This window comes from Nodularia spumigena CCY9414, from assembly GCF_000340565.2.
GTDB classification, from domain to species: domain Bacteria; phylum Cyanobacteriota; class Cyanobacteriia; order Cyanobacteriales; family Nostocaceae; genus Nodularia; species Nodularia spumigena.
The window spans coordinates 5,359,886-5,377,213 of record NZ_CP007203.1; the positions used below are offsets into that span (position 1 = coordinate 5,359,886).

The 17,328-nt window shown below is 41.3% G+C and carries 10 protein-coding genes; 6 read left to right on the forward strand and 4 right to left on the reverse strand.

Annotated features, from left to right (window positions below):
• Positions 1-701 precede the first annotated feature (701 nt).
• Together NSP_RS23175 and NSP_RS23180 are read right to left on the reverse strand one after the other, a co-directional pair.
• Positions 702-980 carry a LapA family protein gene (locus tag NSP_RS23175; RefSeq protein ID WP_006194669.1) on the reverse strand — a complete coding sequence of 93 codons (279 nt, stop codon included), beginning with the start codon at positions 978-980 and terminating at the stop codon, positions 702-704.
• Between the two features lie 61 nt (positions 981-1,041).
• On the reverse strand, positions 1,042-2,481 hold the full coding sequence (locus NSP_RS23180) for a phosphoglucomutase/phosphomannomutase family protein (RefSeq protein WP_006194670.1): 1,440 nt from the start codon (positions 2,479-2,481) through the stop codon (positions 1,042-1,044).
• A 106-nt stretch (positions 2,482-2,587) separates the two neighbouring features.
• Between NSP_RS23180 and NSP_RS23185 the strand changes: the two genes are divergently transcribed.
• Together NSP_RS23185 and NSP_RS23190 are read left to right on the forward strand one after the other, a co-directional pair.
• Complete coding sequence (locus NSP_RS23185; RefSeq protein ID WP_006194671.1) at positions 2,588-3,445, forward strand: PD-(D/E)XK nuclease family protein; 858 nt, start codon at positions 2,588-2,590, stop codon at positions 3,443-3,445.
• A 372-nt stretch (positions 3,446-3,817) separates the two neighbouring features.
• On the forward strand, positions 3,818-4,126 hold the full coding sequence (locus NSP_RS23190) for a hypothetical protein (protein WP_006194672.1): 309 nt from the start codon (positions 3,818-3,820) through the stop codon (positions 4,124-4,126).
• A gap of 356 nt (positions 4,127-4,482) precedes the next feature.
• On the opposite strand, the gene NSP_RS24630 is transcribed toward NSP_RS23190, so the two are convergent.
• Together NSP_RS24630 and NSP_RS23195 are read right to left on the reverse strand one after the other, a co-directional pair.
• Positions 4,483-4,620 carry a hypothetical protein gene (locus NSP_RS24630; protein WP_197538895.1) on the reverse strand — a complete coding sequence of 46 codons (138 nt, stop codon included), beginning with the start codon at positions 4,618-4,620 and terminating at the stop codon, positions 4,483-4,485.
• Positions 4,613-6,286, reverse strand: a complete 1,674-nt coding sequence (locus NSP_RS23195; RefSeq protein ID WP_017804460.1) for a transglutaminase-like domain-containing protein — start codon at positions 6,284-6,286, stop codon at positions 4,613-4,615. The genes NSP_RS24630 and NSP_RS23195 overlap by 8 nt, the downstream gene beginning before the upstream one ends.
• Before the next feature lie 295 nt (positions 6,287-6,581).
• Here NSP_RS23195 and NSP_RS23200 point away from each other — a divergent pair, with 295 nt between their 5' ends.
• From NSP_RS23200 to NSP_RS23220, 4 genes are all read left to right on the forward strand, one after another.
• Positions 6,582-9,464, forward strand: coding sequence for a cation-translocating P-type ATPase (locus NSP_RS23200; protein ID WP_006194675.1), 2,883 nt, complete (start codon positions 6,582-6,584; stop codon positions 9,462-9,464).
• A 162-nt stretch (positions 9,465-9,626) separates the two neighbouring features.
• Complete coding sequence (gene recF / locus NSP_RS23210) at positions 9,627-10,757, forward strand: DNA replication/repair protein RecF (RefSeq protein ID WP_006194677.1); 1,131 nt, start codon at positions 9,627-9,629, stop codon at positions 10,755-10,757.
• Positions 10,758-10,863: 106 nt separating this feature from the next.
• The gene (locus NSP_RS23215) at positions 10,864-13,218 is read left to right on the forward strand and encodes a putative PEP-binding protein (protein WP_006194679.1); all 2,355 of its coding nucleotides are present in this window, start codon (positions 10,864-10,866) and stop codon (positions 13,216-13,218) included.
• 71 nt (positions 13,219-13,289) lie between these two features.
• Positions 13,290-17,186 (forward strand): Eco57I restriction-modification methylase domain-containing protein, encoded by a 3,897-nt coding sequence (locus NSP_RS23220; protein WP_006194680.1) that lies wholly within the window; start codon positions 13,290-13,292, stop codon positions 17,184-17,186.
• The last annotated feature ends 142 nt before the right edge of the window (positions 17,187-17,328 follow it).

Below are 17,328 nucleotides of genomic sequence, written 5' to 3' on the forward strand. Positions count from 1 at the left end.
TACTTAAAATATGATTAATGCTATTTATCATGACACAGTAAATTAATTATGAGAGATTCATGAATATTAATTCATAAATCAGACACACAGCGTAGGTAGGGAGTGGGGAGTTACTTCGACTGCGCTCAGTAACCGTTCGACTGCGCTCAGTAACCGGGGGAGTGGGGAGTAGGGAAAAACCTTTTTGTGTTATACCGAGATTGTAAGCGCATAGCGCAGGCTACGCCAACAAAAATCAAATAGGAGTTCTATAGAAATCCTCAATAAGTTAAAAACCCAAATATACCCGATATTCAATAACTTAAAAATTTGAGCTTTTGTCTGTTAAAGCCTGTTGACTAAAGAGATGATTTAACCAAACTATTTAAGTTAAAGATGAATTTAAATGAGTATTTATAGCTATTCCCCAACCTAAATATGTTGAGCAAATATCAAACTAAGATAATATTAGGACTTACGCACACTCTACATTTTCTTGGCGTTCTACAGCCCTTGCGGGCATCGCTGCGCGCGGGCGGCTAAAGCCCTGGGGGCATACGCTACGCGAAGGCGGTATGGGCTTCGCGCACGCTAGGCGAAGGATAAATCAAGATTTTTGGCAATTATTGCGTAATTACTGAATATTACATCCGAAAGCGCGTCTAGTTTTTCAATAGCTCTTTCTTTCTTTGCGCCTGGTGCGCCTCTGGGCGAAAAATCCCCTAAAAATCCTCATCATCAACAAAAAACTCAGCATCGTCATCCAATCGAGAGTTACCCGAACCAGAACCAACAAGACCCCACAGAGGTTGGAGTAAAGCCATAGCAATTAAACCCACACCAGCGCTAAAAGCCAGGACTAAACCCACTGGGATTTGAATCGTTTGAAATGTTAAGAATTTTAAAGATACAGGAGTGGCATTCTGAACTGAGATAATGGCGATCGCCACTACCCAAATAGCCACAATTAAAGATATTAAAATAGGAATCAAAATTTTCATAATAATAATTCTTCATACTCCCCTCTCCTTAGTAAGGAGAGGGGTTGGGGGTGAGGTTTTCTTAAACTGCGACTGCTTCTAGTTTAGCGATCGCACTTTGCATTTCTTGAGCAACCTTGGCGAGTTTCTCAGCCGAATTGGTTTCCATGTAAACGCGTACCAGGGGTTCTGTACCAGAAGGACGCAACAAAATCCAGCTACCTTCTTCTAAATACAGCTTAATACCGTCTTTGCGTCCAACTTCTTTGACTTTAATCCCAGCTACCTCCCCAGGGGGATTTTTAGTAAAGGAGTCGATAACAGCAGTTTTGTGTGCTTCTGTCAAGTGCAAGTCAAGACGATTATTATAAAGGGGACCATCAGCTTCGGCGATCGCTTCTTTGACCAATTGACTCAGGGGTTTACCTTCATAGGCGATCGCTTCTGCCACGAGCATATCAGCTAAAATCCCGTCTTTTTCAGGAATATGCCCAATTACACTTAAACCGCCAGATTCTTCACCACCAATCAATACAGTAGTTTCCCGCATTTTCTCACCGATGTATTTAAAACCAACTGCTGTTTCATAAATTTGCAAACCGTGTTTAGCTGCGAAATTATCCAGCAGGTGAGTTGTCGCCACAGTGCGGACTATCGCGCCCCTTTCACCTTTGTTTTTAATTAAATGACGTGCTAGTAATAACAGCACAGTATTGGGCGTGAGAAAATTGCCTAATTCATCAACGATACCAAAGCGATCGGCATCGCCATCTGTAGCCAGTCCTAAATCAGCTTTATCGGCACGTACAGCCTCCACTAACCCAATTAGTTGTTCACCCTTGGGTTCGGGCATTCCGCCGCCAAATAGCACATCACGAGTCGTGTTAAAACTTTCTAACTGACACCCGCAGTGTTGCAAAACTTCATCTAAATAACCGCGAGAAGTAGAATAAAGGGCATCATACTTCACCTTTAAATTCGCACCTTTGATGCGTTCTACATCCAGTAAGGTGTAGATAAACTTGAGATATTCTGGTTTGGGGTTAAACAGAGAAATTGCCCCAGCCGGAACACTTCCAGGTAGCGCATCCGATGCACCTTCAATGTTCCCGACAATGGTATCAGTAATCTCTGGAGTGGCAGGCCCTGCATAATCAGGGATATATTTAATTCCACAGTAAGGGGCTGGATTATGGCTGGCGGTAAACATCAAAGCCCCTGCGGAATTTAACAACCGGGCGTTGTAGGCAATTACTGGTGTAGGGCAATCCCGATCAGTAATTTTCACAGTCCAACCCAAGTCTGCCAAGACTTCAGCTGCTGTTTGAGCGAACTGGTCAGCCAAAAACCTAGTATCGTAGGCAATCAGAACTGGTCTATCTTTTGAGTAGGCTGTTTCCAGGTAACTTGCGATCGCCCTTGTTACTTTCCGCACATTAGGAAAAGTAAAATCATCGGCTATAATTCCTCTCCAACCGTCAGTACCAAATTTGATTTTGCTGGAATTGCTACTAGCGCTCATTGTTACCCCTTTCTTCCGGATATCTTGAATACTATAGGAAGCTTCCCCTAAAGCGTGCGTAGCCGCAAGTCTCCCCCATTGTATTTTTTCTCACTGATATTGAGCAATGTCATTAACTAATCGACCTTTTGCCAGTTATCACCTTTGGTCTTTAGTCGCCCCAGCAACAGGACAAGAACGTTGGCATTGCCAGATGAGAAGGGGGTTTATTAAAGCGCGTCAACATGAACCACAAGTTAAAGCGCTCTTAGGTAAGGCCACTGCACCCCAGAGGATTGGTATCCTCGCCCAAAAAGGCGTGTATGAATTCCATCATAATCGACATCTGTTAAACCAATCAGACGGTGTAGATCAAGTTGCCCAGCTACTAAAATTAAGCCACTCAACTCAGCAAGTACAACAGCGCGTGCGGCAAATTCTGCAAAAATATCATGATGCCCCCTTACTGTTAAATAAACACATTGTCCAGTTAACACGGGGAGATGAAGGCTTTCCCAAACCCATTTTTGTAGAACAGGAAGATGTTCATTTCCGCTTATATGCAGCTATGGATTGTATTTTTCGGGAATCTGACCGCACTTTGCATATTTTAGATTTTAAAACTGGTAAATCTGCCTTTGACCAAAGACAGGCATTAGTTTATTTACTAGCGGCGCGTTACCTTTATCCTGAACTACAAGCGGTAGCATCATTTTATAATTTGGAGATGTGTAAAAAATCTGATTTAATTAGCATCAACAATCGGGAATTAGAATCTTTAAAGTTAGATTTAGCAAATATTGCCAATAAGCATCAATACGATTTACAAAAATATCACGAAAAAACCAGTAATTTCAGTAAAATATTTCCTCCTAATCCAGGTAAACACTGCCGCTTTTGTCCTTTTAACTCAATTTGTGATTTTTCTGAAAATCCCTCTTATTCACACCCACTACCAAACTTAAAAACTGATCCGAAATATTAGTAGCACATTTCAACAGCTAAAATAATAAATATGAATTAAATTTTGGAAACTTAATATAGGACTAATATTTGATTTATAAAACACAAGTAGGGTGTGTTCTCACAAAGTGGAACGCACCAAGACCACAGAAGAAGGTGCGTTAGGCTAAAGCCATAACACACCCTACATATACTTAGAATTAAATTTTGGAAACTTAATATAGGACTAATATTTGATTTATGAAACACAAGTAGGGTGTGTTCTCACGAAGTGGAACGCACCAAGACCACAGAAGAAGGTGCGTTAGGCTAAAGCCATAACACACCCTACATATACTACATATACGTAGATTTTTTCAATAATCAAATCGGATTCCTATAGCAGAATTTTAATATGTATAAGAAGTTAAAACTTGTAATACTCGCCAGTTTATTCATGATTCTCAGTTTTGTTTTACCAATCAAGGCTGATACTTCTTCCTCATATGTGAATGAGAATAGCAGCGAAATTCAAGAACTTGGGCAACCTATCAAGACCTATTTTCTGACTGTTTTACCTGAAGGTACAAAACGAGAAGTAAAAATTGATCCACCAGCTACAAAAATTGTCGTTACATCACAGTCAGGGGACACGGGAATTCGATGTGGTGATGGTGTTAGCAGGTGCAGAACTCAAAGCCAGATAAATCATTGGGGCTGCTAAATTGTGTCCAGCATACAATCAGCAAAACCCTTGTAGAGACGTTGTATGCAACGTCTCTAGATTTTCTGTCAGCAACGCCTGCTATATAAAACGTAGACAAAACTAGACTTTACTTTCTACTTCAACGGGAGCATGGGAGCAGTTATCCCTCAGTAGACTTTCACGCCTTAGCCAGACGCGATTGTGTTCCAATTAAGTTTCTGAAAAAGACTACCACCATCATTGCTTGGTTTTCGCGTCGGCAATAGTCTCAATTCAATACTTGATATCACCGTATTATATATCAAGTAGTTGATTTTTTCCTAAAATATATATTGATTTTTGTCAATATAAGTATAGTTTTGTCTATGAAATTGTCAACTTAGGACTTGCTCTACATTTTCTGTCAGAGATGACCAATGACCAATGACCAATGACCAATGACCAATGACCAATGACCAATGACCAATGACCAATGACCAATGACCAATGACCAATGACCAATCACTAATCACTAAATGGCGGTAATTCTTTAAGAATTGTAAAGCGAATGTGATTAATTGCCAAGTCGCCGAGGGGAATATCTTCTTTCGTCAACCTTGTACCTTGACTGCTTAAGCTTTCAAAGGTGATACCTTTGCCAATTTCAATGTGATACCAGGATAAACCCATAAAAAAGCGTGTAGGGTAGGGGCCATAGTTACCTACATCATCAGGATTAGATTCCATTGGTAACCAACCAAAACCGGGTATGTAAAACTCTAACCAAACATGGTTAAAGTCTGGTTGCAAGGGAACTCCTTGGTGTTCGCTATGGGGTGGGCATTTATATCTACCGACTGTGCGGCAGGGAATGCCATTTAAACGGCATAAAGCTAGTAAAACGCCTACGTACTCACCACAGGAACCAACGCCCCGTTCTAAGACCAAATCTGGGGTATCAATGTGGGGTTTGATGCCATAGGATAATTCATCGTAAACGTAGTTGCGGATATTGTACATTTTCCGCAGCAGATTGGTTTCTGTACCAATGGCTTCACTGGCTGCACGGCGCACAATTTCAGTATCCATTGCCAAATCATCGTCATCTACTAGGTAGCGACTTTGATATTCTGCTGATAGTTCGGGAGCGTTTTCTACATCTTTTGGGGTGATGCGATATTTTATTCCGCGAACTTCTAACAGTGCTTTCCAGCCAAATATATGCCTTTCGCCGGGTGTGAGGGCATCAAATTTAAATACTGCTACACGTTGCCCATCTATCAATTCTTCTGTAAAAGGGATACCAATGGGTTCAACGTGTTTCAATTTTTGGCGTTCTGTTTCTGAGGGTAGGGCGATGCGCCATTCTACATCCGGCAAATAAACCTCTTCTAAGGGCGCAATTTCCTCAGCATAGGACATTTCGATGAGATAACCGTTAGATAGGGCGTATTGTTTATCTGCTTCGTGATGGTAATGTAGAGGGTGGATAAATGTGCGATCGCGGTATGTTAATTCATGACTATCGGCATTGGGGTTATCCCGAATATAAGGCTCATCTGAGGCGTAAGCGACAAACAGCGTTTCTTTGCCTGTCTCTTCATTGGTATGTAAGGCTATACCTGTGGGATATTCAAATGGCGTTAAGACGCTAAATTTCAGTTCTCCCGTGGCTCTGTCCATAGCATAGACTGTTTGCTCTGTGCGATCGCAAACCCAAAGAGTATCAAAGCTGACTGCCAAATTTTCTACCCCTACCCCTGGTGCATAAAACCTGGTAATTTCTTTGCGCGTATCGCGGTCAAAAATCAGAATACTGCCCAGCTTTTGGCAGCTAACATAAACTGTTGATTCCCAAACAGCAACCCCATCAGCCGGATAAGGCAAAGTGACAAAATGTTCTAAACCCAAAGACGAGATTTTGGACAGATAAACACTGTTTTCACGCGTTACCCATAGAGAATCTGACCACACTGCTAGACCGGCAACATCGGTAAATTCCCTGATTTGGTGGGGATTTCGGATTTTGCTATTGTCAGAGTGAGGGTCAATTTCCAGTAAATGCCCTTTAATACTATCAATCGCAAGCAGTGTATCTTTGATGAAAGCAATGCCACAAAGAGTGGCTGCTGTTAACGGTCTAATCGTTCTTTGACCAAACATTTGGCTAGCAATCAAACTAGGAAGTGCAAAACTCATATTAAGCATATTTATTCAACGGTTTAGCACGCCCAGAATTAATTTTGGCATATCCTGGATCACCCAAATGGTGCATTTTAAAGCTACTCACAATAAGTAAAATGTGTTTATTACTACTTTTTTTGGCGTAAAGATACATAGTCTGCTAGCCAGAAAAATTAGTAAATTTCACTGAATCACATCTACATTCAAGTTACACAGGTTGGCGAAAATTCTGAGTTTAACTTTAGTTGATGCTTAAACAGTCATCCCTAAATTATGATCGAATTCTATAACCATTTCAGTGACATACACAATGTCTGCTAATTCTCTACCTGTTCCCGAAGCGTCTCCCTCTGGAGAAAATACCAACGTTTGCCATAGTTGGGAAGTTAATAAAGCTTTAGACCTGCTGGATAGTAACGCAGACAGTGGCTTAACATCTCAAGACGTGCAACAGCGGCTAGAAAAGTACGGTGACAATGAACTAGAAGAAAATGATGGTCGCAGTTCTTGGGAAATTCTGCTAGATCAGTTCAAGAACATTATGTTATTGATGCTGATTGGTGTAGCTTTGATTTCTGGGTTTTTAGACCTCATAGCTTGGCAAGCTGGAGAATTTAAGGCCGGGGAAGTGCCATTTAAAGATACGATCGCCATTATGGCAATTGTAATTCTCAATGGCATACTTGGCTATGTCCAAGAAACTCGTGCAGAACAAGCTTTAGCAGCGTTGAAAAAAATGACTTCTCCCTTGGTGCGAGTCATCCGCAACGGCAAATTGACGGAGCTAGCCGCCAAGGAACTTGTCCCAGGAGATGTGATGCTGCTGGAAGCAGGGATGCAGATAGCAGCAGATGGACGCTTGATTGAGCAATCTAATTTACAAGTCCGGGAATCAGCACTCACAGGTGAAGCTGAGGCTGTGAGCAAACAGGCTAATTTAATCTTACCGGAAGACACATCATTGGGCGATCGCCTGAATTTAGTCTTTCAAGGTACAGAAGTCGTCCAAGGACGCGCCAAGGTGCTAGTAACTCACACTGGAATGCGAACGGAACTTGGTAAAATTGCTACCATGTTGCAGTCAGTGGAAAATGAGCCTACTCCTTTGCAGCAGCGCATGACTCAGCTAGGTAATGTCCTCGTTACAGGTTCCTTGGTTCTTGTAGCCATTGTCGTCGTCGGTGGGACTATTCAAGCCAGAGGTTTTGGCAACATCCGAGAACTTTTAGAAGTTTCCTTGAGTATGGCCGTGGCTGTGGTTCCAGAGGGTTTACCTGCTGTAATTACCGTGACTCTAGCATTGGGAACTCAGCGCATGGTACGCCACAATGCCTTGATTCGCAAGCTACCAGCTGTGGAAACCTTGGGTTCTGTAACTACAATATGTTCTGATAAAACTGGCACATTGACCCAAAATAAAATGGTGGTGCAGTCAGTTTATGCCAATAACCATGTTTTTCGGGTGACAGGAGAAGGTTATACACCTACAGGCGATTTTCTGTTAGATAGTCAAGAAGTTTCTGTAGAAGATTATCCCGAAATACCCGCTTTGTTGGTTGCATCTGCCGTTTGTAATGATGCGGTGCTGCAAAAAGAAAAAGGCGAATGGGCAATTTTAGGCGACCCCACCGAAGGCGCATTGGTGACAGTGGCGGGAAAAGCCGGAATCGAAAAAGACCAATGGAATAGCAAATTACCCCGCATTGGCGAGTTTCCCTTTGACTCGGAACGCAAGCGAATGAGCGTAATTTGTCAAGTGGAAGAAGTAACCACAGGTGAAGCATCTTTAACGGCTGTTGACCCGGTAATTGCTGGTTTGATTGAATCTGAACCTTATTTAATGTTTACCAAAGGTTCGCCAGAGTTGACTTTGGCACGTTGTACTCAGATTCATTTGGGAAATAATTCTGCCCCATTAAGCGACGAACAACGCCAGCAAGTTTTGGCAGAAAATAACCAGATGGCGAGTCAAGGTTTGCGGGTACTAGGTTTTGCTTACAAACCCCTGCTAGAAATCCCCCCTGAAGGGTCAGATGAGACATCTGAGGTAAATTTGGTTTGGTTGGGCTTAATCGGCATGCTAGATGCCCCACGTCCAGAGGTGAGGGTAGCAGTACAAGAGTCTCGTAACGCCGGAATTCGCCCTATCATGATAACAGGGGATCACCAGCTAACCGCACGAGCGATCGCCATTGATTTGGGAATAGCCCAAGAAGGTGATAGAGTCCTCACAGGTCAAGAATTGCAGCACATGACTGACGAGGAATTAGAGCAACAAGTTGACCTAGTAAGTATCTACGCCAGAGTTTCCCCAGAACACAAACTGCGAATTGTGCAAGCGTTGCAACGTCGGGGGAGATTTGTCGCCATGACCGGCGATGGTGTGAATGATGCTCCAGCCTTGAAACAAGCTGATATTGGCATTGCAATGGGCATTACTGGCACGGATGTGAGTAAAGAAGCCAGTGATATGGTATTGCTTGATGACAACTTTGCCACTATCGTTGCTGCAACGAAAGAAGGTAGAGTTGTTTATACCAATATTCGCCGCTTTATTAAGTACATTCTCGGTAGTAACGTGGGCGAAGTTCTCACCATTGCTTCAGCACCACTTCTCGGACTGGGAGGTGTTCCCCTGACACCATTACAAATTCTGTGGATGAATTTGGTAACAGACGGTTTACCAGCTTTGGCTTTAGCTGTGGAACCCCCAGAACCAGATGTCATGAAGCGTCCACCTTTTAGTCCCCGTGAAAGTATTTTTGCTAGGGGGTTAGGTTCCTACATCATTCGCATAGGCATAGTTTTCGCCATTATCACGATTATTTTGATGCTGTGGGCATTCAATCATTGCAAGATACCAGTGGAAGGACTTGACCCCGAACGGTGGAAGACAATGGTATTCACATCGTTATGTTTAGCACAGATGGGTCATGCGATCGCCATTCGTTCTAATAACAAACTCACAATAGAGATGAATCCTTTCTCTAATATGTTTGTTTTGGGGGCTGTAGTTGTGACAACGATGTTGCAGATGATCCTAATTTACGTCCCACCCATACGCGCTTTCTTTGGAACTCATTGGCTACCTCCCAGCGAGTTGGCTATTTGTTTTGGTTTCAGTGCTTTGATGTTTGTCTGGATTGAAATGGAGAAGCTTTTCTTCCGCTTGATAGGCAAAAAGAGTGTGTAAAAGAGGGAGTGGGGAGAAGAGGCAGGGGGGCAGGGAGCAGGGAGCAGGGGGGAGAAGAGAAGAAGCAGGGGAGCAGGGGGCAGGTTGCGGGGGGGGAAGACGGTAATTTCCTAATGACTAATGACTAATGACTAATGACTAATGACCAATGACTAATGACTAATGTACTTAAAAAACCTACACCTGAGACAATTTCGTAATTACCAAGACCAGAAGGTTGAATTTACTGCTGCGAAAACAATTCTGGTGGGTAATAATGCTCAGGGAAAATCTAATTTGTTGGAGGCGGTGGAGTTGTTGGCGACATTGCGATCGCATCGCATGGGACGCGTTGCGGATTTTATTCAAGAAGGACAGGATATCGCTCAAATTAATGCCATTCTGGAGCGAGAAAATGGTACTAGTGATCTGGCTTTAACTCTCCGCCGCAATGGTCGCCGCAGCGTTGCAATTAATGGCGAATCTGTGCGCCGACAAATGGATTTTTTAGGTGTACTCAATGCTGTGCAGTTTTCTAGCTTGGATTTAGACTTGGTAAGGGGTGGTCCTGATGTCCGTCGTAATTGGCTAGATACACTGTTAATACAACTCGAACCGATTTATGCTCACCTTTTGCAGCAATACAACCAAGTATTACGCCAACGCAACGCTTTTTTAAAGAAAGCTCTAGACTCAGCAGATGGGATAAATCGCGTTTCTACTCAGGACTCAACACTGGCTATCTGGGATGCTCAGTTAGTTACCACTGGTACAAAGGTAATTAGAAGACGCGATCGCGCTATTCAAAGACTAGCTCCCATTGCTGCTGCTTGGCACTCTAGTATTAGTGGTAGTACAGAAGTTCTGCAAATCAATTATCTGCCTAGTGTGCCTTTGGCTCAAATCCCCCCGGAAGAGATCCAGCAAGCTTTTTTAGGGAAAATTCAACAACGTTCTGCGGCGGAACTCTACCGAGGTACTACCCTGGTAGGTCCTCATCGTGACGAAGTAGAATTAATCATTAATCAAACACCAGCTCGTCAATACGGTTCTCAAGGGCAACAACGAACTTTAGTATTAGCCCTCAAATTAGCCGAATTAGAACTCATTGAACAAGTCGTCCAAGAGCCGCCCCTGCTCTTACTAGATGATGTTCTCGCTGAATTAGACCCATTCCGCCAAAATCAATTACTGGATGCCATTCAAGACCGTTTTCAAACCCTAATTACTACTACTCACCTCAGTTCATTCGATGCCCAGTGGCTAAATTCCTCGCAAATTCTTTATGTGAAGTCAGGGGAAATAGTATCGTGAGGGGGGAGTAAAGAATTTTGGATTTTGGAGAAAGCGATTTTAGATTGCAGTCTAATCCAAAATCTAAAATCTAAAATCTAAAATTGATTGACTAATAACAAATTGAGTGGATAAACTCTACTGGCTTGACAAAATTAAACTGCAAGACCGCGCTCAGGTAGGTGATAAAGCATTCTACTTGGGTAAAATTATGCAGCGTGGCTATCCGGTGGTACCTGGTTTTGTAGTTTCAGCAGAAGGGTTACGACAATTTCTCGCAACTCTCAATAGTACATCAGCTTTAGTAGCAGATTTACCCTATTCTTCTTTGCACCTAGATGTGGCTAATTGGCGACAACTTCAGCAGGTAGCTGGTCGCTTGCGTCAGGAAATCATGACAGGGACAGTACCACCTGAATGGGTGAATAAAATTTTCGCCGCAGCCAAAGAATGGCAAAGTAGTTATCTGATTTTGCGCCCCAGCTTGGCTTTATCGGCCATAACGCCAGGCGGAGGAAATACATCTGGGTTGTTGGATGCGATTTTTTGTTGCTGCGAGCCAGAAGCGATCGCTATAGGATTGAAACGTACCTGGAGTCAGTTATTTCGGGCTAGGAGTCTATTGTATTGGCGGCGCATGGGAGTGAACCTGCAACAAATTAATTTAGCAGTGTTGGTACAACCGGTGGAGAATGCGATCGCTAGTGGTCTTCTCTATGCTCATTCTTCAGGATGGACAATAGAAGCTACTAAGGGATTAGGAATAGCGCTTTCCCAAGGCGATGTCCAACCTGATGTCTACTACATCCAACAAGAAACCGGGGTAGTATTAGAGCGACATCTAGGCAATAAAATGCTGGCTTATGGTTTTGCTCATGGCGCAGCTATGGATTCATCCAAGTTAGTCATCACGGCAAATAATACTGATATAGTGACTTATGTATTGGAAGAAGTCCAACAAAAGCAATACGCTTTATCAGAAGAATATTTGCAACAAGTAGTCACTCTGGGAAATCAACTTGTGAGTGAAATAGGTAACAATTTCACAATTAAATGGACGATCTCTGAGAAAAACCCCAACCCCACTCTCCACTTAACTCAAGTTAGTTCCCCTCAATCTGCAATTCCCAATTTACAGTATGGCTACGCCACGCCAGCTATTATCAAAGGTCTAGGAGCATCTGGGGGACGTGTAACCGCAACAGCTTACGTAATTACTGATACTCACAAGAAACCAGAACAAATACACAAGGGAGTAATTTTAGTAGCACCAACTATTACACCAGATTGGCTGCCTTTTTTACAAGAAGTTGCTGGTATTATCACACAGAGGGGAGGATTAACCAGTCATGCAGCAATTCTGTCCAGAGAATTGGGTATCCCAGCCGTAGTTAGTGCCGCAGATGCTACAGTCTTGATTCAAAACGGCGAGAGGTTGCTTGTAGATGGCGATCGCGGAGAGGTTTATCGAATCAGAGGCGGAGAAAAACCAGTAGAGGGAGAAACTCCAGCACTCAAGTCCCCAGAGCCAACTGTTCCCCCATCTTCTCATTCTCATGTTGTTCCTCAGTTACCGATGATTTCTACCCAGTTGCTAGTTAATCTCAGTCAGCCCAGGTTAATTGAGCCAGCGCAAAGTTTACCTGTGGATGGTGTGGGATTATTGCGCTCAGAATTAATGTTACTCAACATTCTCGAAGGACAACATCCCCAAAGTTGGCTTGTCAGTGGTCGTCAAGCCGAATTGTTAGAAAAATGGACTGAGCAGATTATCCAGTTTGCTCGTGCTTTTGCGCCCCGACCAATTTTTTATCGTTCTTTGGATTGGCGATCGCATGAGTTACCATCAGGGCAGCATCATCAACATTCTGTGCAGAATTCACCCTTGGGTGAGCGGGGTACATTCAGTTATGTATGCAATCCCGCCGTTTTTGAGTTGGAACTCACAGCTTTGGCAAAGGTGCAGAAAGCTGGATACGGCAATGTTAATTTATTGTTGCCTTTTGTTCGCAGTGTGGCAGAGTTTTCTTTTTGTCGGGGTAAGGTTGAGCAAGCTGGTTTAACTCAAGTACCGCAATTTCAACTGTGGATGATGGCGGAAGTGCCAAGTGTGCTGTTTTTATTGCCAGAATATGTAAAAGCAGGTGTGGAAGGGATTTCTATTGGCACAAATGACCTGACTCAATTACTGTTAGGTGTAGACCGAGAACAAGGACAAATTACCACAGTATTGAATGAACGTCATCCGGCGGTCATGGGTGCGATCGCGCAACTAATTCAAATGGCGAAAACTGCGGGGATACCTTGTTCAATCTGCGGTCAAGCACCAGCGATTTATCCAGAAATTATTGATCAATTGGTAGAATGGGGGATTACTTCTATTTCCGTGGAACCCGAAGCAGTGGAAAGGACTTATAAAGCGATCGCGCGTGCTGAACAACGCCTCATTTTAGCAGCAGCCAGAAAGCAACTTCAAGATTAGTAACCTGTTGCAGTATCTAATCGAGACAAGAAAAAACTATCATAGATTATGGTTAGTTTCATAGTGTACAAATGTCCCTCCCAGAATTCCGCGCTCAAATTGCAAAATTAGTTACCACAGCAGAAAATATGCTGCTTTCGCGCCGTGCTGGTAAACCGGAGGAGAATACAAAAGATAATCTGATTACACCTTTTCTAGATGCACTGGGTTATACAAGGGAATATCGCACCCCTGAAGGTTCAATTCTCAGTTTAATTGGAACTACGACCTGGGTGGATTATTTGCTTCTTCCTGAAGTAAACCAGCATCCCAAACTCATGTTTGAAGCCAAAAGTTTATGGGATAAGAATATATGGAATACAAATGAACAGCAAGTTTTAGATTATCTCAGAAATTACAGTCTAGATGTTGGCAAAGAAAAACCTGTTCTGTGGATTATTTTATCAAATTTTCGGGAATGGCACATTTTAAGGTTACAGGATAAAAAACCTTTTTGGTCATTTACAATGGAGCAAATGCGAGATGATCCTGAGCTTGTCAGCAGACTATATACTTGTCTCAGCCGTGATAATTCACGCAGCGATCGTCTAGAAGCATTTTACAGCGAAAAAACCAGAGAAGGATTAGGCACAAAATTTCTTACTGATTTAAAAATTTGGCGTGTTATTCTTGCAAATGGCATCAAAAAATCACAACCTAATTTAAGTTTAGAAAAAGTCCGCGAAGCTGCTCAAGTTATTTTAAATCGTTTTTTGTTAATTCGACTCTTAGAGACATTCAGCCGAGAAATGCCCTTCAACTATCTCGGCAGAGTTTATCATAACTGGCAGCAAACTTTCCCAGATTTACCATTTATTGAAGACCTCAGACGAGCTTTTCACAATACCTGGATGGGATATAATACTGAACTATTTCAGCCTTCTTGGATTGATCAACTCATGATTGACGTTGAATATATTCAATCAATTATTGTCATAAATGCAGTGCCACAGGAAGGCATACTTTATACAATTACAGGAACCTTAGCAAACTATCGCTCAATTTACAACTATGATTTTACCACTTTAACACAGGATATTTTAGGTACTGCTTATGAACAATTTTTAGCCCATCAATTAACACTTGTGGGCGATGTTGTGAAAATTTTAGAAAATCAACAAACCCGCAAGCGCGAAGGAATTTTCTATACTCCTGACTATATTGTTCGTCGTATTGTATATCAAACTTTACAACCTGCAATTAAGCCTAAAATTGATGCGTCCATTGGGTTTTTAGAAGTAGGAGAGTTCCATCAAGCTTATACAGTTGCAAGTTCAGTCTTAGACCTGACAATAATTGACCCTGCTTGTGGTTCTGGTTCATTTCTTTTAGGTGCATTCGATTATATACTCAGTGAAATTAAACGTTATAATCAAGCTTGTACAACAGCTAAGATACCTGAAAACTTTGATTTATTTAGTCATGTATCAGTACAACCAATTATTAATCCTGAAGAACAGATCATGGTAAAAATGCTGCATGGGGTAGATAGAGACCCCCAAGCTGTGTTATTAGCAAAACTGTCACTGTGGACAAAATTATTGCGATCTCGTCCTGATGAATATGGTAAACGCAGTGGTTCCATATATTCTCATCTTCCCGCACTAACTTTAAATATTCGGGTTGGAGATAGTTTAATACATTCTCCCGCAAATTTAGCAGGATGTCAGGATTCACTAAGAATAGCCGCAGATTTAGCCAGAAATGCTAGAGATACTAATCTAAAAGAAATAGAAAGAAATCAAGCAGTTACTAATTTAGAAACTAAGATTACATCAATCAATCAACAAATTAATCCTGTTTTAACTGCTTTTTTTGCTAGTGATGAAAGCATACAATCAGTAGTGCATTTGATAAAACATAGAGAAGCTAATATCAAAGACTTAGGACTAATTCGCTATTTTTTAACAGAAGCTATCAATCCTGAAAACTTAGATGAATGGATTGACAAGAATCTAGAAGATTGGACAACTGGCGAATTAGCAAGAGTTAAATCTGCACTAATGACATTAGAAAATGCCTTAGAAGACGTTGTTATTAAACGCCCCTTTAATTGGTATGTTGAGTTTCCTCATATATTTGATCCACAATTACCAGCAGCAGAACAAGGATTTTTTGCTGTAATTGGTAATCCTCCCTATTTTAACGTTGATGCCATCTTTGGCAGAAATGCCCTAGAATTAAAATGGCTCAGGTATGCATATCCTGATATTTATACTGATAAAACAGATATTTTATTTTATTTCCTCCGTCGAGGCTTTGACCTTCTAAGAGAAAATGGTTACTTAAGCTTGATCATTTCTCGTTCTTTTATTCAAGGTGATAAATCTAAAAGTCTGCGACAGTTCCTGAGTGAAAATACAAAAGTTATTAATATTACTGATTTTTTAGGAAATCGCATATTTAATGCAGGAATTGCTACCTGTATTTTTGAATATCAGAAAAAAGTTCCTAAACCCGAAGATAGTTTTGCAGCTTTTTATGTCCTGAATTTAGATAGTGTAAAAGAGGCTTTTAGCAGTGATGATTGTCGGCTGGATTTAAGTCAAGGTGTAACTCAGGTAAATGTTACGCAATTGAGTTTGGATGAAAATCGCTGGGAAATATCTCCATACCGTGAAATTTTTTATAAAATTGATCAATCTGGTACAAAGCTAAAAGAAACAGAATTAGTTCGCTACACAGAAGGTATTACTACAGGTCGTGACTCTATATTTGAAGGAAAATTTGCTCCAGATTTCCCAGATAATTATTTACTTCAAAGAGTTTCAACCTCTTCTATTTATTCATTTGGCTGTAAACCACCTGGGACACAAATTTTGTACTATACCCATGACACAATATGGGAAGACTTACCCCTATCTATACAAACATATTTACAGCAAAATCAGTTAGAACTAGAAAGTAGAGATGTTTACAATAATCAAACAAGTCATTATGAATGGTTTCATCTACATCGTCCCCGTTATGGAATGAGAGATGTAAAAATTATATTTTCCCGTCGGGCTAACGCGAATAAATTTTTTGTTGATGAACATGGACTATTTGGTTTTAAGAGTGATTCGGCTGCATTTGTCAGACAAGAAAATGTAGATATCGATACTATATATTATATTTGTGCTTTACTAAACTCAAAAGTTTTAGAGTTTCGCTATCGTGCTTTGGGTGGTATTGGGAAGCTGACAGGAAAAGGAATGTTTGAATACTTTACTCAAGTTGGTGACTTACCAATTCCCCAGTTGCAGGAACCTGAAAGTAATACTGATTACCAAACTTTAGTACAGTTAAGTCGTGAAGCTCATCAGATTTGGCAAAATCGTTACCAAATTGTTACCACCTACCAATCTAAAGCTTCAGGTGTTACTTATGAAGAAGTATCGTTAAATGAATATCAGAAACTGACTGGAGATTATGCTACTGACATTGAGTGGGAAAGTCCTCATCCTCATCGAGAAGGACATCTATTAAAATTGCAAATACAGGCGAGTATCGATGGATATGTTATTTGGGGCGAAATGACCGATGATGAAGATTGGCAAGAGGGAAATCGTGAATGGATAGAAATAGCTCGTGTGAGTATTCGCACACCGCACTTGCGCCGATATCTTTTAGCAAGGCTGATTTATCTAACTGAGTTTGATTCATCTTTTCGTAATAAACGAAAGTTGTCTCGTGAAGCCGGAAATTTGGTTAATGCTGCCTTTGATGTTCTCAAAGTTAATCGTTATGATATCGATAGGTTTAGTAATCTTCGGGCTTTAGAAGTTATTGAGCAAAGAGTTAAGCAAGAAGTTGGTATATCAGAATTAGAAACAGTTTTATTAAGACAACTTGAAATCAAAAATCAAATTGATATAATTGCCTATCGCCTTTATGCAGTAGAGGAGTATATCAATATTATTGAGCAAGCGTTGACCGTTATATTGTAATTTCAACTCTCACCACTTTCACAGGTGTCGCTCAACTGAAATATGAAATTTAAAAATCGAGAATCAAGTCAGGAAATTTACTAAAAATGGATGTTGTATATATAGCGGTTCTTAGTTGAGTGAGTGAGATACAAGAACCCCA